General features: G+C 38.2%; 16 protein-coding genes and 4 pseudogenes. 3 read left to right on the top strand and 17 right to left on the bottom strand.

The window, feature by feature from the left end; genetic code table 11:
• Nucleotides 1–30: 30 nt before the first annotated feature.
• The 10 genes and pseudogenes from ACL9RM_RS20320 to ACL9RM_RS20275 all read right to left on the bottom strand — a co-directional run.
• Nucleotides 31–666: a restriction endonuclease gene (locus ACL9RM_RS20320; protein WP_414126458.1), complete on the bottom strand. Its 636-nt coding sequence runs from the start codon at nucleotides 664–666 to the stop codon at nucleotides 31–33.
• Nucleotides 667–944: 278 nt separating this feature from the next.
• Nucleotides 945–1,274 (bottom strand): hypothetical protein, encoded by a 330-nt coding sequence (locus ACL9RM_RS20315; RefSeq protein WP_069291572.1) that lies wholly within the window; start codon nucleotides 1,272–1,274, stop codon nucleotides 945–947.
• Between the two features lie 16 nt (nucleotides 1,275–1,290).
• Nucleotides 1,291–2,418, bottom strand: a complete 1,128-nt coding sequence (locus tag ACL9RM_RS20310; protein WP_250267932.1) for a WXG100 family type VII secretion target — start codon at nucleotides 2,416–2,418, stop codon at nucleotides 1,291–1,293.
• Between the two features lie 274 nt (nucleotides 2,419–2,692).
• On the bottom strand, nucleotides 2,693–3,238 hold the full coding sequence (locus tag ACL9RM_RS20305; RefSeq protein ID WP_250268900.1) for an RNA 2'-phosphotransferase: 546 nt from the start codon (nucleotides 3,236–3,238) through the stop codon (nucleotides 2,693–2,695).
• A 33-nt stretch (nucleotides 3,239–3,271) separates the two neighbouring features.
• A complete protein-coding gene (locus tag ACL9RM_RS20300) occupies nucleotides 3,272–3,472 on the bottom strand; it encodes a hypothetical protein (protein ID WP_414126457.1) in 201 nt (66 codons plus the stop codon).
• A gap of 177 nt (nucleotides 3,473–3,649) precedes the next feature.
• Complete coding sequence (locus tag ACL9RM_RS20295; protein WP_250267930.1) at nucleotides 3,650–4,195, bottom strand: hypothetical protein; 546 nt, start codon at nucleotides 4,193–4,195, stop codon at nucleotides 3,650–3,652.
• 195 nt (nucleotides 4,196–4,390) lie between these two features.
• Complete coding sequence (locus ACL9RM_RS20290; RefSeq protein WP_250267929.1) at nucleotides 4,391–4,615, bottom strand: hypothetical protein; 225 nt, start codon at nucleotides 4,613–4,615, stop codon at nucleotides 4,391–4,393.
• A gap of 378 nt (nucleotides 4,616–4,993) precedes the next feature.
• Nucleotides 4,994–5,236 carry a DUF1871 family protein gene (locus tag ACL9RM_RS20285; RefSeq protein WP_061831882.1) on the bottom strand — a complete coding sequence of 81 codons (243 nt, stop codon included), beginning with the start codon at nucleotides 5,234–5,236 and terminating at the stop codon, nucleotides 4,994–4,996.
• 12 nt (nucleotides 5,237–5,248) lie between these two features.
• Nucleotides 5,249–5,431 (bottom strand): hypothetical protein, encoded by a 183-nt coding sequence (locus ACL9RM_RS20280; protein WP_155729775.1) that lies wholly within the window; start codon nucleotides 5,429–5,431, stop codon nucleotides 5,249–5,251.
• Nucleotides 5,432–5,853: 422 nt separating this feature from the next.
• Nucleotides 5,854–6,045, bottom strand: a pseudogene (locus tag ACL9RM_RS20275) (transcriptional regulator); the annotation flags it as partial.
• Nucleotides 6,046–6,304: 259 nt separating this feature from the next.
• On the opposite strand from ACL9RM_RS20275, the gene ACL9RM_RS20270 reads away from it, so the two are divergent.
• Nucleotides 6,305–6,784, top strand: coding sequence for a hypothetical protein (locus ACL9RM_RS20270; RefSeq protein ID WP_061831885.1), 480 nt, complete (start codon nucleotides 6,305–6,307; stop codon nucleotides 6,782–6,784).
• 236 nt (nucleotides 6,785–7,020) lie between these two features.
• Here the strand turns inward: ACL9RM_RS20270 and ACL9RM_RS20265 are convergent.
• Nucleotides 7,021–7,251, bottom strand: a pseudogene (locus ACL9RM_RS20265) (copper amine oxidase N-terminal domain-containing protein); the annotation flags it as partial.
• Between the two features lie 467 nt (nucleotides 7,252–7,718).
• Here ACL9RM_RS20265 and ACL9RM_RS20260 point away from each other — a divergent pair.
• Nucleotides 7,719–9,994: pseudogene (locus ACL9RM_RS20260) on the top strand (DEAD/DEAH box helicase).
• Nucleotides 9,995–10,766: 772 nt separating this feature from the next.
• Nucleotides 10,767–12,011: a hypothetical protein gene (locus ACL9RM_RS20255; protein WP_061831888.1), complete on the top strand. Its 1,245-nt coding sequence runs from the start codon at nucleotides 10,767–10,769 to the stop codon at nucleotides 12,009–12,011.
• Nucleotides 12,012–12,154: 143 nt separating this feature from the next.
• Here ACL9RM_RS20255 and ACL9RM_RS20250 read toward each other — a convergent pair.
• The 6 genes and pseudogenes from ACL9RM_RS20250 to ACL9RM_RS20225 all read right to left on the bottom strand — a co-directional run bounded on the left by ACL9RM_RS20250 (nucleotide 12,155) and on the right by ACL9RM_RS20225 (nucleotide 18,325).
• A pseudogene (locus tag ACL9RM_RS20250) lies at nucleotides 12,155–12,401 on the bottom strand (CPCC family cysteine-rich protein).
• 177 nt (nucleotides 12,402–12,578) lie between these two features.
• On the bottom strand, nucleotides 12,579–13,034 hold the full coding sequence (locus ACL9RM_RS20245) for a hypothetical protein (RefSeq protein ID WP_061831889.1): 456 nt from the start codon (nucleotides 13,032–13,034) through the stop codon (nucleotides 12,579–12,581).
• A 912-nt stretch (nucleotides 13,035–13,946) separates the two neighbouring features.
• A complete protein-coding gene (locus ACL9RM_RS20240) occupies nucleotides 13,947–14,213 on the bottom strand; it encodes a hypothetical protein (RefSeq protein WP_237166217.1) in 267 nt (88 codons plus the stop codon).
• Between the two features lie 297 nt (nucleotides 14,214–14,510).
• Entirely contained in the window at nucleotides 14,511–15,884 is a 1,374-nt protein-coding gene (locus ACL9RM_RS20235) for a transcriptional regulator (RefSeq protein WP_414126455.1), read from the bottom strand.
• 430 nt (nucleotides 15,885–16,314) lie between these two features.
• Entirely contained in the window at nucleotides 16,315–17,646 is a 1,332-nt protein-coding gene (locus tag ACL9RM_RS20230; RefSeq protein ID WP_250267927.1) for a helix-turn-helix domain-containing protein, read from the bottom strand.
• A gap of 223 nt (nucleotides 17,647–17,869) precedes the next feature.
• Nucleotides 17,870–18,325, bottom strand: coding sequence for a GNAT family N-acetyltransferase (locus ACL9RM_RS20225; RefSeq protein ID WP_250267926.1), 456 nt, complete (start codon nucleotides 18,323–18,325; stop codon nucleotides 17,870–17,872).
• Nucleotides 18,326–18,410 lie beyond the last annotated feature (85 nt).

Raw genomic sequence — 18,410 nt, 5'->3', positions numbered from 1 at the left:
CCATCGTTTTGCTACTGGAGTCTCCAGTATCTAGTTACCTGAAGCGATAAGCTTTTCAGCCTTACGATCCTTCTTCACAATCTTATCCTTATTCCTATAATCATCCCATGAATCCAAACTCATGTAAGGCTCTGCTTCAATAATATCTTTTACCTTGCTGTGCTGTTGTTCTTTGAATAGCTCAATTATTTTAATTAAATCGTTGCGATCCAACAGCTTTACTCCATTATAACTGGCTAACTGTTCACACGAAGTTGTGTATTTGCTTGAAGTAATGACAATAGATTTCTTAGCTCTGTAAAATCGCATAGAACTATACACTTCCTGAACTGCGCTCAAACCAACAGGATTGCTTATTGCATACCGTTTAGCCTGAATGACATTACGGTAGCCCTCTCTGTCCGTAAATACCAAATCTGTTCCAAAATCTCTACTGTCTTGTGTTTTATACGCATCACCATAGCCTAAACACTGGAACAGCCTGAACAGATACATTTCAAAGTCCTTGCCATCCTCCATACGATCTATTTCGTTAATGCTAATTTTATAAGGATCAATATCCTGCGTTACTTTATATCGGTCTTGAACTCTAGGCTTTTTAAATAAGCGTAGCAATACCAAAGCAATTAATACAACAATGACACACACTATCACAAATGTAGACAACAATGCTCCTCCTTAGCTACTCGAAACCCTTTTTACACTTCCTTATAATACAACAGATAGGGACAATTTCCCAATTATTTTTGGATAACTATAGTAAATTGAGAATAAATAACGCCTATTGCTAGATGCTTAGTTACAAAAAATTATTCAGTATAACCAAGCTCCCAGGAAAGGAGTAGATGATGGAACTTATAATTATAAACATCATAAAAGTAATTAAAAGGAAAAGATCATGCTCAACTCAGTGGAAAATACTCAATTGAGGAGGATGATCTAAATTATTCATTTTTCCAAATAATAGACCCGTCAGAAGATGTGATCATGCTAGGGGGGTCATCATGCAGAGAAATTTCAATAAAGGAGCTTTTTCCTTTTTGTAACCATTTATATATACTTCCTTCATCGGTAATCGGCTTAGATACTATTTTTTTAACTTCAACAACCGCAGCATCATATTCAAAGAACCCATTATCATCTTCATCTAAGCCATTGTTTGTTTCATAGATGGTGTCCCTAGTACCAATAATCTTTAATCCACTTTCCCAATAAATAGTTAATTCTTCTTTTGGTACTGAAATAATAGCTTTAATTAAAGAATCATATCCCATAATATTCCTCCTTGGTTTAAGGCGCTGCTGGTACAATATGTGCGCCATCTTTACTATAATGAATAATTCCTTTTGTGGTTTCCTCGAACATACCAGTATCTCTATTATAGTATTTCCCAATAGGTTTTCCGAAATCAATCCTTTCCCGTCCGGCTTTAAACATATCACCTTCTCCAGAATAACTATCAAGCAATTCTTGTGCGGTTTTGTTATCACCATAGAGAATACTCTTGTTCTTACCATTTGCTAAGTCTTGTTTGTAGTTGGGTGTCCCCACAATATGCTTCTCCTGATCCCCATGTTTTACTTTTATAGGGTAACCGTCTACTTCACGGTAAGGACCTGATGGAACAGATTTCTTCCCATAAGAAGGAGCATCTTCCCCTTTTACCATTTGCCATAGTTCTGCTGTTTTTTCTCCTACTCCATTTGCACTTTTAACCGCAGTTGTAGCTCCATGCGTCGCCAAAGCTGCCGATCCAATTAATCCGGGTACTCCGATTATACTCCCTACACCTGTAGATGAAACAGCAACTGATAATCCTTCCCCACCTATTCCAGCTACTACCTCACCAGCCCCTTGCAATGTTGTAGCTACATTCCCGAGAATTTCTCCTACTTTAGCTGCCATGGGATGATCATAATCCCGTTCTTTATCTGGCAGCATCCCCAATGTCAAATTTCCCTGAATAGCTCCTTTTGCTCCCTGTGCAGTATCCCAAAGGATTTCTCCTTGAAGTTTGCTAGCTTCCAATTGAGCTTCAGCCTTGGTGATCTCAGCTCGTCCCATTTGTTCAAATATTTTATGTAACCAGCCTCCACCTGTGGATGCCGTTTTAACAGGGGTACCAAGCCACGGCACATCCAGTACGACTTTCTCCCTGTCCACCTGTGTAAAGTTTTTTGAAATAAAAATAAGTTCTTGTGCTACTGTCGATAGTCGTTCAATCGTTACATTCATGGATTGTCGAGAAACCTGAAATTCTTGAAAAAATCTCTCCTGGGTAGCTCCAGACCAGCCTTGTTGGACAAAATCAATTCGTCCACTCAAAAAATTCAGCATACGTTCCATTTCATGTTTTCCTTGTAAGAACTGATCAGCAACTTCCATCAGTTTGTCAGGTGGAACTAATATTCTCCCCATTCTACCTCGCCCACTTTAATTTAGATGGAAATAATCTTATCAGAAGGAGATGTTTAGGGATATCCACCTGTTATCCTGAAATTTCCTTTTATATTATATGACAAATGGACTGATATAAACGGATTTACTATGTCAAAAGTATTGTATAAATGCCTGGCAAAGTAAATTATTTGACTTCACTCTTTTGATAGCATCCAATTTTATAGAAATAATAGATTCACTAACAGATTCAAGTAATGCAACTGACTTTTTAATACAAACGAAAATATCATTGTTAAATTTTTTCGAAATATTGTGGAGGCACAAAATCGGCAAGCCAAACACCATTGTTAGCGATATAGAACTTCACATTATTATCCAGAGCTTTTACTGTATCGACTTCAAGAATGACTAATTCACCACGTCTCTTACCTGCCAATGTTGCAAATTCAAGTGTCTCAGATAGATGAACATACTTTCTCCCCATTGGTTTAATACCCTCGGTAATAATTTTATCAACTACTTTGCTATTTGTTCCGTGATAAAGAGCAGTTGGTGGAATGGATTCTTTGTAATCTAATCTTCCTGTACTGTGCCCGTAGTTCGCTCGTATGTATCCATTTACCATGTGGTATCGCTTCTTTGGACAATTAGTTACGACTTGATCAATTCCTGCTTCTCCTATATCCGACCATCTGTTCTCTGACTTAAGTGCTGAAATTAAGTCTTGCACGTGACAATAACCTTCATGATCCAACTTAATTCCAAACTGTTCTGGTGTATGCCTAAGAATTTTACTCATAAATTTACTAAGGCTCTCTTCTTGTTTTGGTGATAACATCATATACTCCTTCTAATGTAATATTTGCTTTATCTAAAGTAACCAATCTGATGATTCATAGCGTCTTGTGAAGTAAAGCACTAATCCCCCGATAAGGAAAAATGTAGCTCCAATTAAAAAAACTCTTAGACTATATCTTCTATAAGCCTCCAATAATACTGCAACTCCCAGCCCACAAGGGAAATACCCGAAAATACCTCTTATCAAAGCCATGATAAAAAACTTACGATTCATAAATTTTTCTCCTCGCTAATCGTACTTCATTATATAAAAATGAACAAATTTATTTCATCCATATCCATATATCCTCTTTGTCCCCATTCCACAGCAATCCAAAGTCGGCCAACAATAACTTCCATTCTAAGCCTAATTAAAAAGACAACAGGTGATACCTGCTGCCTTTACTCATCATTATTCAGCTTCCGTCAACATTTTTAAAATGCCAGTAAATGAGCCGTCAATCGACATAATACCTCCATTAACTTGCTTGCTAAATTGAGACTCTGTAAGTTTATCTTTTCCTGCTGTGTGATTCTTAATGAATTTTATAAGCTCTGCTTTCTGATTTGCAATATCCTTTAATGCTTGTTCGCTTTCTTTTTTGTGATTTTTAACTATTTTATTTAGTTCCACCTTAGCCACGCCGAGCTGCTTCTTTAATTTATCACAATCAGCCTTGGCTTGAGCTATTACCACTTTACTAGATTTATTTTTCACTTCGTTTTTATAGCGCGCAGATGCTTGGTTTAATCTCTGAGTTAGCTCACGAACTTCTGCCCCCAGAACAGCATTTAGATGCTTCTGTGCAATTCTAATTTCTTTGACACGACCTTTGTAATCCTCAAAGTATATTTTTTCGATTTCACTTGTTGACATTGCTTTTGTAGATGTTGCTGCCAATGCTTGTGATGGAATTAAAATAATAAACATTAATAATAGTAGAATAGCTTTCTTCATATGTACCTCCTTCTTAGGTAGTAGTGCAATTATCATAAGGGAAATGAAGGGAATAGGCAATATGTCTTATTTTATTATCATGATATTTCTAGGGAAGCGTTAGAATGATTATAGTAGAAATGCAAAACAAATAATAATCAAAATCCATTAAATACTTTTGCAAGCATTTGGAACTTAGCTCTGAACTCTCACATATTAGTTTATTTTAAATGGAACCTCTATATCTTCACCAATTTCATCTACAGTTTCCTCGATGATTTCCCTTACATCTTCATCCAAATCTTTGTTTAAAGATTCTTTCATCAAGTTATAGCTATTTTTTAAGTTCAGATTAACAACAACTGAAGAATATACATCTACTATCTCTGAAGATGTATCATTCCATATTTTCTGGAGAAAGCTGTCTAATCTTTTTCTCAACGAATCACTTAACAATTCGTAAGTATAAGTCTTCCTGTCAGCAAATTCCGAAAAACATTCCAACGTTTCAAGAATATTTATTTCTCTAAATTTTCAATGGAGTCTAAATATTGAATAATATATGACTCTAACTGTTCTTTAGACATAACATCAGGCAATTGTTTAATTTCATTCAAATTCATGTTTACTTCCCAAGATCCACTGGTATATGGGTAATATTTTGCTGATTGTTCCTATACAAATTCCCGTCAGTACCCAAATACTTTCTTCCTATTTTAATTTGTGCGTTCTATCCGTTATAGAAGTTGCTTGTAGCAAGCTCAGATGAAGAAAGCTTACTCCCATTTTTATTGTTAAGGAAGCAAGCTCAAAAATAAATTATTTTGTAACATTAATTATCTTTTCAGCGATTAACCGACATTCTTCAATACTTTTATCGAATTCCTTTTTAAAAGATTGAGCGAATACAAAATGAATCTGCTCTGCTAATTCTTCAACAGAGTTTGTTTCCTTACTTTTTTCATGGATTCTACGTATTTCTGAATAATATTCATCTTCTAATAGAGGATATATTTCGACTGGGTTCCATTCATTAATCATTTGTACAATATCATCGTTCATTTCTATACACTCCTACTCTCCAAATAACGATTTAGATAGTGCTTTATATGCATCATCATACTTACTCTTAGGAATAACTGTAACAAGTGCCCCATCATTAGCAACTACAACAGCACCTTCTTTTGAAAAAAACAAATGCTTACTACCATTATTCTGGGAAAGGGCCTTCCCATTCTCCACCCAAGAATCTGCCATTTCTTTGGTTACGCCTCGCTCCTGCATGGATTGTCGAGAACCCTGAAATTCCTAAAACTTTCTCGGGTAGCTCCAGACCAGCCTTGTTGGACAAAATCAATTCGTTCAATTCAGCATACGTTCCATTTCATGCTTTCCGTGTAAGAACTATTCAGCCACTTCCATCAATTTTATTAGATGGAACCAATATTCTCCACATACTATCACGCCCGCTTTAATTTTGATGGAAATAATCCTATCAGAAGGGGTGATTTAGGGAAATCTACTATCCTGTTATTTCCTCGTAATCCATGTGACATGTGAACTGAAATAAACAGATTTATTATGTCTTAAGTATTGTATGTCCATGTTAGAGAATGTCTAAGCTAGAATATAGCAGTCATCGCTTTTAAATCTCGATCTTCAAAACATGCTAACAAAAGTTTTGGTAACCCCAGAGCCTCGGTAATTAAGTCGAGCTGATTAATAGACATAGGCTTATTCTCTGAAACTATGTTACTTATTATCCCCCTATTCATGCCTGAAATATGAGCAAATTCCAATAAATTCAAGCCTTCTTGTTGTAGATAGTGTTCTAATTTTGCTCTAATCGTAATCGTGGGTGTAATTTTCACATGGATAAACCACCCTTCAGCGTGAACTCACTATATGATGCATAGTTAAAATTATTATGTAATTGTGAAACAAGTAATAAAATGGTTTAGCGCTCTGATGGTACCATCTTTTTGAACAAATCATATACTTTTCATGCAGTACTCGAGATACCTTTTTGGAAATTTTTCAAAATTTTTCTGATAAATAGATCATTTTGAATACTAGATCTTTTGTATTTTACTTAGTATTTGCAAAAAATATTTTAGGAGAATTCATCTTATGAAGAAAATACTAACAGTATCATTGTCTGCTGCATTAATGTTATCTTTGTCCGCTACATCTTTTGCAGATAACAGTTACATAGCAAATGCGGAGCAATCAATATCTGCAACTCAAGATCAAGGTAATGCTGATGGTAATGAAGTCAAGGATACCTGTTTAATTACACCTATGGATGTTATAACTATTCCTGCTGTTCATCATATAGGAAAAGGAGCTTTCAAAGATTTCTTCACACTCTCTCCTCAGAACGGTAAAAAATTGAATATTTACACTAAAAATAATGGTTCGTCAACAGTTTATCTTAGTGTAAAAGTCAACGGTCAGGACTTCGGAGAAACAACTATTCCTGCTGGTGGACAAAAAACTAGGAATTTTGAACAATTAGTTGGTATTGGCTTATCAGGTAACTATAAAGTATATATTTACAACAATGACGGCTCTCTCTATGACCTTAACATAAGTGCTAGACAATTCTAATTACAAGTGGTTTGTCTCTTTTGTAAGATAGACTCCTGTTTTCATTCGAACGTCTTAAATTCCATTTTGAAATTTGTATGGAAGCTAAGTCGTAAAATTAGACCATGTGTAAAAAAATCGCACATTGGTTTCCAACTACTCAAAGGCTTGGATTATGTGTGTTGCCGTTTGATGTACAATATCAATAGTCTTCAATCATTATACTTTATAAATAGTATACTCTAGATTTAAAAATATTAATTAGAAGTTGTAATGTTCACATTTAATGTTTCACCTATTTTTTTGGCATCCACTTTTGCTCCCAACACTTCAGAAACAATTCTTAAAGGAACTTGAACACGAGTTGTAGGAATCTGCGGCGCAGCTAACATGGTTTTCTTTTCATCGTTGACATACGCAATCTTACTACCGATCGCCAATTTAATTATAGTTCCATCCTTTGATTCGATGGTGACTTGTTGTAAAGTTTTGTCCCAGTCCCTTACTTTCCCCCTAGATTTTCAGAAACGAAGCGAAGAGGAACAAAAGCTGTATTTGTAGCATTTTCAATTATATGGAGGTGAATCTGAATTAGTTCCAAAATTAATAGGAACACCGTTTACCTGTATATTAATTGTGTAATTATAAGGATGTTTTGCACTGGCTTGTACGCTTAGTACAAGTATAAAAATAAGGAATACGGAAACCGTAAAGAATCTTTTCACGATGCAGCTCTCCCTTTGTTAAAATCACAAAATTATCAATTTACTGAAAAGATATATCTTTCTGACCTCCAAGATGTAATTTTCCTGTGAGTCCATACATCGTTGCCTAATAATAAGAATAAAGCAAGGGAGTTGTTTTTTTATTCCAAACTTTGCTATTGTTATAGAGTTTGATTATACTTTAGCCACTATAGAATCGCGTATTTCTACCGAGGAGGGATCAAATTCCGATGGATTTAGCCGTCAAGTTGATGCAAAAATTCAAAGACCGCGATACCCAGAATAAGCTGAAAGGCTATCGGGACAAAGCGGAGCTCATTAGGAAGCGGAATTTGGAAGCATGGGACGATCAGCGGCTGAAAGCGGAATCTCTCCGGCTGAAAAAGGATGCAAAATTGGGTACCCCTTTGGATGAGCTGCTTGTCGATGCTTATGCGTTAGTCTGCGAGGCAGCGAAGAGAAAGCTCGGATTACAGCCTTATGATGTCCAGATCATGGCTGCCATCGCTCTGCACGAGAGATTTGTGATCGAGCAGCATACCGGCGAAGGAAAAACGCTCTCTGCTGTTATGCCTGCTTATCTAAATGCGCTGACCGGCGAAGGCGTTCATGTGCTCACTTTTAACGATTATTTGGCAAATCGGGATGCGGAGTGGATGGGTCCGATCTATCGTTTCCTCGGGTTAACGGTAAAATCGGTTCAAGCGGGCTTGAGCTTGTCCGAGAAACGAGAAGCGTACGCCGCGGATATAACCTAGTTACGGCCAAAGAAGCGGGATTCGATTATTTGCGCGACACGATTACACTAAGCGAAGCCGATACCGTGCATCGTCCTTTCCAGTACGTTATCGTCGACGAAGCGGATTCACTGCTTCTCGACGAAGCTCGGGTGCCGCTAGTCATCGCTGGCGAGCCGGATTCTTCCGGCAACGACGTAATTCGTTTCGCAGATGTGACTAGGCAGCTTGAGCAAGATAAGTATTACGACTTCGACGAGTTCAAGCGGAACGTTTATTTGAATGAGGCGGGCGCTGCGAAAGCGGAGTCGCTGCTGGGATGCGGTAATTTGTACGAAAGCCATAATAGTCATTTGTTGTCGTCGTTAAATTGCGCGTTGTATGCGGAAACGTTATTGAAAAAAGACGTCGATTACATCGTCCGGAACGGTAAAATCGAGCTGATAGACGAATATACCGGCCGCGTGGCGGAGAACAGGCATTTGCCAGAAGGACTGCAAGCCGCGCTTGCAGCTAAAGAAGGGCTGTACTCGAAAGTCGGCGGGAAAATTCTCGGAACGATCACCCTTCAACACTTCATTAGCCTGTATCCAAAAATTTGCGGAATGACGGCTACCGCGTACGCTTCCGCAATGGAATTCAAAGAGATTTATGCACTGCAGGTCGTGCAAATTCCACCGAACCGGCCAAACATACGGATCGATCAACCGCATCGGATTTATACCCATAAGGAAGCCAAGCTTAAGGCGCTTGTCCAAGAAATCTTGTCCGTCCATGCGATGGGACGGCCGATTCTCATTGGTACGTCAAGTGTGGAGGAGTCTGACATGCTGGCAGAGGCGCTAGCAGTTGCCGGCGTACCCTGCCATGTTCTGAATGCGAAAAACGATGCAGAAGAAGCCGAGGTCATTGCAAGAGCGGGAGAAATCGGCGCCGTGACGGTGTCTACGAATATGGCGGGACGCGGCGTCGACATTCGGCTCGGCGGTGGCAACCCTACGCAAGCAGAAGTTGTCGCCAAGCTGGGAGGGTTATACGTGATTGGTACGCATGTAAACGAAAGCGTGCGGATCGACGACCAACTGCGCGGGCGTTCTGGGCGCCAAGGCGACCCTGGAGCTTCCGTATTTTTCGTAAGCTTGGAGGACGAGTTGTTACTTCGGTTCGGCATCCATAAAGCGATTCGCGCCCACAGGCAGGATGAGGCTCTCGAAGACCCAGCGCTACGCAGCAAAATCGCGCATATTCAACGTGTTATTATGGGCCAAAACTTCGATATCCAGCAGGAACTGAACTGTTATTCGGATATGGTGGAGGATCAGAGGCGAATTCTATACGAGGAGCGGCTCGCAATTTTAAAAGGCAAGAAGCCGATGAGTCCTTTGGAGCAGCGCGTACGGCTTTTTTATATCGACAAGTTCTGGGCCGACCATCTAGCATACGTTTCTTACCTTCGTGAAGGCATCCACTTGGAAAGCCTTGTCAGCGGCAATCCGATCGACGAATTTCATGCACAAATCACCCAAGCATACGAGCAAATTCCAGCTAAAGTAAATAGCGAGTCGGCGAATATGCTTGTAAGGCTCGGAGGTTCGAATGATCCGGCGAAGTGGGAAGAGTTCGGTCTGAAGAGTCCTACTTCCACTCGGACTTATATAATCAACGATCAATACATCCAGAATATGCGCAGCTCATGGACCGCAATGACTGTATTTGCTTTTGGGATTCGCAAGATTTTGAGGCCGATATTCAAACTGTCAAAGTTTTGATGCAGCGTAGCTTTTTCGAGGATGATCGGGACGAATACGAGCGAACGCTCGATTCATCCTGCGCTGAAAAAGTTGAAGCGAAGCATTGACTCCGTGTTGACTTCGGACGATAAAAAATACATCGCAAGGGCGTGCAGGCGCATGGCGATGTAATCAAAGTTGAAGTACTTTGAATTAAATCTGTTTCCCTAGAATCTGATTAGGTATCTTGTCCGCTTGGATTTCTCAGTTTTATCAACGGTATAAACATACCAACTACTGCCGCCAAAGCTATGGCGGCTTTTTTGCATTCATTTTGAGGGGGGATTTATATGCCGATGGCAACAAGCGTAGCCGCTATAAAGCAGGCATTCTCATTGAATGTAACCGCCATCGGATGTTGGGCTGATAGTCAAGCCTGATTCTGAGATTGAGCCGTTATTCTTCTCTTTTTCTCAGCAATAAGTAAACCTAGCAGTATATATCCTCTGTACAATAATCCAATTAAAAGCACTCCACCAGCAATAGAAAGGAGAATAACTAAAATATTAAGTATAAATAGAAATAACTCCAAAAAGACACCTCCAAAGTAAATTAGCCTTATATTTATCCTATAGTAAGAGTCGTGTCGAAGTATCATGAAGCTTGTCATGAAACAAAATAAGAAAGCAGTTGAATGAAAGAACTAAGTTATTCAAAAAGGCTAGTGGTCAGAATAAAATAATATATCTGTGCAACTTCCTTTCGTTTTTCTGGTATATATGATAAAAAAATGAAATCAGGTGTTTATTGAATGAGACGAATTTTTGTTTCTCTACTTGTAGCTTCCTGCCTTCTTATTTCTGGCCTGCTTCCAACGGCTCTGAGTTATGAGGAGAATTCAAATTCCACTCTTCCCGTTGTAGCAGAGGATGCGGCTGTGTTCTATCTGGTTCCGCACCAACTGACTGCCAAATTAAACAAGTCTTCTTTATCGCTGGATTCCGTCTCCCTAAAGGCCGCTCCACTGCTGAGGAAAAATAATCATTTGTATTTCCCGTTCAAATGGCTGGAAACAGCTCACTTGGCAACCATCAAGCGAGATGCAAAGACAGGCAGCACGTGGGCGGAGTTTGACACTGAGAACTCGGTACCTTTTTCCTCATTTCGGTTGATCCCTAACCAATCAAAGATTTTCAGGTACTCAGACGGAACAATGACAGCGCTTGATGAGTCAATCCCTAAAACATTTATGAAAAACGGTCAATTGTATATTCCAGCGTCACTCCTGCCTAAGATGGGAATAAATTATACATGGAGTAATGGAGTCATGCACTGGATGTGGAACGATAAAGTAGTCAAAGCGCTTCATCCAACGTATACAACGGACAAGGAAAACATCACTTTTAGCGCATTAGTACAAAAAGAGTTCGGGCATGCTTATGTTTTGGTGAATACAGGACACGGTGGTATGACAAGCTCCATTGGAGGTGGCATAAGCACGTTTAAGGGAACAGAAAAAACAACTGAAAAGTCAATTATAGTGAATGGAAGAACATTTCAGCGGATTGAATATTCAGTAGGCCTTCGCCCTGGTCCAAATCCACTGGAAATTACGACAAATGATAAAGGATCTGCTAAGATAATGGTCCATCGTAAAGTATTAAACCCGTCCTCCGTTCCTATCAGATACAACCATCCCGAGAACGAGCAAGACATCCGCTTCACCAATCCGACACAGGGGTACCTCCGTGTACAGGCTGGAGATCCAATAGCAATTGCTGGAGTCGTGACAGCTACGTATCTGGAAAGCAATGAAGTTTCTTTTGGTGTGGCAGCATTTCAAAACGATGATTTTATTGAAGTTGATAAAAAGACCGTTGTCCCACTCAAACAGGATAAATCCTTTAACGGTTCTATCGTTATTCGAAAACCCGGTACTTATTTGGTCAATATTCTAAGTCCTGATGTATTCGTGGGAGGTAGTTCACCGTACGGCTCTGTCAAATGGGCTGAGATCGCAGTCGAAGTGTTGCCTAAAACCAAGAAAAACCCATAATTCTTCTCTTTCAGATCTAACACCAGCTAAATATGGACCAGTATATTAAAGGAGCAGCGGCGGACACAAGACTTGATAAATAAAGTCTTGTGTCCGCCGCTGTTGTCATTGAACTAACGTTTCCCGTTAGCGTAATGAGACTGTCACTTTTTTAAAAGTGGTTTCCAGTTCTCATTACGCTCATCGTTAATCGTTGGCTTACGATTAACACGTCCTTGTAAATAAGCTTTTTGATATTGCCTTAGCGATTCAATATTTGCTCCCCCTTCATAATCGGGATCGTGATATTGAAACATCATCCTCCCAAAAACAAATATCACAAATGTCATAGGTACCTGGTGGTTCATAATCCAGTGTCTTATAACCACAGCATGGACATGCATATTTCATATATAGTGACCTCCACATAAACAGTCAGCACTTTGATGTGTTCGCTATATGATTACCTAGCTTGCCCGCTAGCGTAATGAGCTAAAGTAACTTATTAAATGTATATCTAATCGTCGATCGGTACAAGTTCTTGTCCCTCGACAACTCGACTTTTGATAGGAACAAATTTCTGTCTCTTCAATATGGTGCGTTTGACTGTGTAAGAAGAACTTGTCCTTTTGGTAGACCTGTCCCACCGTAAATAGTCACTTTATAAGCGCCTGAAGGAACAAGTGGCATACTATCATTATTTACAAGTTCTACTGTTGCGTCTGCTGCAACCCTTGCATTAAAAATAACCGTATTCTTGCTATTGTGCTTTACTTCGACCCTAAAAGAGTGTGCTCCAGTATTTTTTGCATTAAGTTTAATATGTGGATATCCAACTGTCACAGAATAATCTTTTTCAGGGTCCACTTTATCACCCGCTAAATCCCAAGTTAGTGTATCTTCGAGTGCATCAGGACTGCTTTCAAAGATTTCATTTTCTTCTTTGGATTTTAAATCAACATTATTTTTCAAGGCACTTGAAACGCCAATAATAAGTAAAATAGATGCAGTGGTAACAATAATCTTCATAACTTTGTTTTTCATTCATGTAACATTCCTCTCAATGAACAAATTTCAACTAGCGTTTCCCGTTAGCTTAACAAGGATTTCTTTTAAATACTAGGCTTTTCCTATACTAATTTGAATGGCTTCATAGTACACAAATTCTCCTTGCCCATAAACATTATTGGAGGCTAGTAAATGAGTAAATTTGAAAAAAAAATCTAATTAAGTATTTGTCTTACGGTTTTTGTGTAAGAATTTATTATTCCTTTATTAAAGGGCCAACAACAACGAGTTCTTCAATCAACGGTATGTTTGAATTTTATACAGTACCCACTTCTACTTTTATTTTCAGAACTTTATCCATCTCGTTTATACTAAGCCTCATTGCTGGAGCGGTGTATACAATCGTTTTTTTATGTATAAAAGGAAATAAGTAGATTTCCCAGAGTAATCTCAAAGCAAAAGGAGCCATCCAATCGCAATAGCTCCTTTTCTTTATTGACGGTTCAAAGCAAATATTGCGTCACAGCTAGCGCCGCTTTAAGCTTGCTCCCACAAAGGAGATAGTTATAAAGAAATATGGAATGCCAATCTTTATTGTAATTATATTTGCAAGCATTTGGATACTTAGTAGCTACACAACTAAAGTCGTACTCAAAAAGAAATACTCAGCTATCTTGTAAAAATTCAAGGTATTTTAATAAAAAAGAGCAGAGTAAAATCATTCAGTATAACCAACCCCCCGTTAAAGGAGTAGATGATGGGATTTATAATTATAAACATCATGAAAACAAATAATATGATCGTCTAGAAACTAAGATGGACTTTGAAGGATTATATCGGAAATATTGTTGTTTGCTGTGTTCAAAAATTCGTACCCTTTATTTGATTGACTAACTATGCAAAAAAGCCTACTCCCATTTTAATGTTTAGGAGCAAGCTTATAAAATATTAATCATACTCAATGAACACATTGCCGTTTCCATTGACGGCTTTCTGTAACAATATAATTATATCGTTCTTAAGATCAGGAAGTACAGGTAATATATTAGTCAAACTTTTCGCTTCTTCCTTAGTCAAATATCTAATATCAAATGAATCAAATAATTGTAGGGCATCTCCAATATTTTCCGCTTCCCATGAACTTTCCTTATACCAGCCTTCGTGGGCATAATATTCACTTAGTATATTACTTTGTGCAGATTCTAGTTGAACCAAACAATCCAATAATGTATCAAAGTATCCATTCCATATCTTCAATACATAGCTCTTCTGAATTTGTATAAATCACTCTTATTTCTGGTTCTCCTTCAAATCCAGCATAGTAGGTATCATTTATTTTATCTGTCTTCATACTCTTACTCCTTCTAATGGCTGTGGTTTTAACTTGAGAGCATTTTATTCTCAGACTGCCACGTGGTGACCCGTTGGTCCGTAATTCGAGCCATTCTCTCAATGCTCAATAGGAGGTGCCTCCACTGGCTACTAACATAAAACTGGAATGGTGGGATCAGCTTACTCTTCATCTTCGTTAACCGCTTTAATCAGATTTCCATAGACTTCCTTCGTGTGAGCAGATGCATGTTCTTTAAAATGTGTAAACAACCTCATACATCTAATTGCTTGTATTCTATTATTAGCTTCAGCCGACTTTTCCAAACAACTGAACAAAAATGTGAATCCATCTGAAAACTTCCCTTTACGCAAAAGATAGATTGCCAATTCCCTTGAGAAATGAGTGTATCGCTCCGTTGTGAATCGTTGAGAATACAATCCTTCAACTTTTTTCTGTTCCAGAAAGGAGATGATTTCTTCTTCAAATTGCTTTAAAATATCATCTACATCAAAATGATATCGGTTAGCTGCCTCGATCATAATATCAAGTGCGGGAAGAATCTCATCTTTTCTTGAAGAAATATAAGTTACATAATCAGAAAGAACGCTCTTATCGCCAGAAAGCAGCTTATTTAAGTACGTATTTACTACTGCCCAGTCTTCGTACTTTTTTTTCCATTTCAGAGCAGTTTCATCTGTAGCATTTACCCAGCTCAAATCGGAATAAGCATAAGTGTGCTGAAGTGCCTTCTCGTAGTCTTTCCTTCCTTCACAAGCTTCTGCCCGAAGCAAATGAGAAAATGCCCAATAAGCAAACAGAGGGAAGCTTGGTTTCTTCGAATTGTCTTTGTGTACATGATGCCGCTGTTGTTGCAGTTTGTATTGAATTTTTGCCTTGTCTCCCATTGCTTTAGCGAATAGTTCTACTTTATCCCATTTTCGTAACGAGCGGTATGTATTCGCCAAGTCTTTTAAGGCATCTAACTGATCTACCTCATCTAATCGATCAACGTAAGGCTCAAATTGAATGGCTGCATCATAGTTTTTCTCTTGATCGTCTCCAATACGAATCGTAAACAATCGATACTGGCAAACCGCCAATCGTTCTGAATACTGATACTTTTCCCCTTCTGCTACATTTTCATAAAGGAACGCCGCTGCTCTAGTATTACCCTTTTTATAAGAATCCTCGGCTACTTCAAAAAGTGAAGGAAGATAAACAGGATTATCTAGCAACATACCTACAACTCTTCGCAAGCAATCAAGTCGCCCTAACTCCGCGCACCGGTACAAAAAAGGGCTGATTCTTCGCCAGTTAAGCGGTTCTTCTTCAATACATTCATCAATATAACGTTCATAAAAATAATCCGATAGTAAATTCATTCCCATAGTGATCCGATCTAGCTGGTGAACAGAAATAGGTCGGTTGCCCGTCACAATGCCACTAACTGTTCCTACATTCAAATCAATTATGTGACCAAACTCGGTCATGGTTAAGCTTTTTCTTATCAGATAGGTTTGAACTTCTGCTCTAATCGTAGGTGTGATCTCCATAGATAAACCACCCTTTCAACGTAGACTCGGCATATGATACATAATTAAACCATGTAATGAGAAACAGTTAGTAAGAATTACTTTAGCCCATCATTTTCTTTTGGAACAAAGTCATATACCCTTCAGTTGTTTACAACAGCACACATAACATTTTTGCACTTTTTACATATATTTCTCAAAAGGAGATTTCCTCATATTGCTTATATACAGCAAAACAGATAATAAAAAGGTTAGACGGATCATTCCGTCTAACCACTTAATAATAGTAATTTTTTAGGTCCTACTGTGCCTTATACTGGAGACTTTTTATTCTTAGATTCCTCCGTGGTGCCCTGTCGGTTCGTAATTAAACCCATCATCTTGATATTGGAAAGGAGGAACCATTATCGTCAATACTAGAAAACTAGTCACCCATAAGGTTAGAACAATTTTACGCTTCATCTTCATCTTCCTCCACCTCTTTAATCAACTTTCTATACACTGCCTTTGTTTCAGATGATGCATATTCTTGATAAGACTCATAGAGCCTTACACATTTGATTATATATGATTTATTATTAATAACTGTAGATTTTTCCAAACAACTCAACAAAAAACGAAAACCTTCTGAATAAATCCCTTTATTTAAATAGTATTTTGCTAATTCATTGGAGAAATGAGTAAAACGTTCTAAAATAATTTGTTGAGTATATACGCCTACTCGATTTTGTTCATTCAAAAAAGATTGAATTTCTACTTCAAACAATGCAAGTATATGATCTACATTTATATTGTATCGATTAGCCGCCTCGATTATGTTATCTATTGCGGGAAGTATTTCATCTTCCTTCGAAGAAAAATAAGCAACATAATCAGAGAGTACGCTTACATCGCCAGACATAAGCCTATTCACATAAGTATTGGCGTCGGCCCATTCTTTAAATTGATTTTTCCATTTTAAAGTTGTATCATCTTTTTCTTCTACCCAGCTTAAATCGGCATACTTTTGAATATGCTGAAGCGCTGTCTCATAATCTTTATTAGCATCACAAATTTCAGCACGAATTAAATGCGAAAATGCCCAATAAACAAATGGAGGATACAAAGGCTTCTTTGTTTGCTCACTCTTTGTATGCTGCTGGTCAATTTTATATTGTATTTCAGCTTTATTGCCCAAGGCCGTAGCAAAGTTATTTGCCTTATCCCACTTTCGCAATGAACGACAAGTATTTACTAAATCTCTTAACGCATCTAACTGGTCCGCTTCATCCAAACGTTCCACGTAAGCCTCAAATTGAACAACCGCATCATAATTTTTTTCTTGATTATCTCCTTGCCTCGTTTGGAACAATCGATATTGGCAAATTGCTAAACGTTCCGAATACTGTTTTTTCTCACTCATAGCTACATTCTCGTACAGAATAGTTGCCGCTTCATAACATTCTTCTTTAAACAGCTCTTCAGCAAGCTCAAATAAGGATTCTGAATAGCCCAACTTATCCATCAATAGATTGACCACATCATGAATGCAGTCCAGTTTGTTTAATTTCGCACAATTATGTATAAAAGGACTCATTCGACGCCAATTCGGATTAGCCTCTGTTAAATACTCAGACACATACCGTTCGTAGTAATAGCCAACAGGATGCCCCATTGCTTTTGTAATTCGGTCTAGCTGATCCACTGAAAGTGTGCGGTTCCCATTAATAATACTGCTCATGGTGCCCGGATTCATTTCTGCCTCTCTAGCTAAATCACTTAGTATTAAATCATTATCTTTCATATGTTTTGTTATCTCTGTGAGTATCGTGGTTGTTGTGTTGTACAAAGTAACCACCCCTTATCAGGAACTTAGTAGGATATCAACTTATTAAAAAAGGACTATTGCAATCCAATGATTGTATAGCCTTTCCGCAATTCATTGTACCATCTTTTGGCACAATATCATATACCTTTCAGAACCTTACTTAAGATACCTTTGAAGGGTTTGCAAAGAGAATTAAGCTCTATAAATCCTGAGACATACGAATCATATCTCTACATTGTATGCCATTCTCATAAATTTCTTCTAGATAGTTGTGTCTGACAAAGAAATCTAGATCTACACCAACAATTCTGAACCCACATTTTTGGTAGAGAGCTAACTGCCCAATGCTAGAGTTTCCTGTGCCCATTTCCATCGTTTTATAACCTTGTGCCCTGGCTGTTTCAATTGCATGTGTTACTAATTGTCTGCCTATTCCTTTACCATGCATACCTTCTGACACTGCTATATTCACTAACTCAACTGTTTCAGGTCTTGTAGGTAAAAGAACATAGACCCCAACAATATGATGGTCAATCTCTGCTACATAACACTCCCCTCTTTTTAAATATTCCTCAACAAGTTGGTGCGATGGATCAGCTAGTAACAAAAGCTCTATTGGATATTTTTCATTTGAATTAAGTAGTCTAATATTCATATATTCTCTCCTGTATGTATTATAATCCCCCGATTTCCACCCCATCGTAAGCTTTATTCCAGAAATCCGGGGGTGGTGGAGATGG

Origin of the sequence: Paenibacillus sp. S29 (assembly GCF_049319765.1) — a bacterium.
GTDB classification, from domain to species: Bacteria; Bacillota; Bacilli; order Paenibacillales; family Paenibacillaceae; genus Paenibacillus; species Paenibacillus polymyxa_B.
This window is presented reverse-complemented; position numbering and strand designations above follow the sequence as displayed.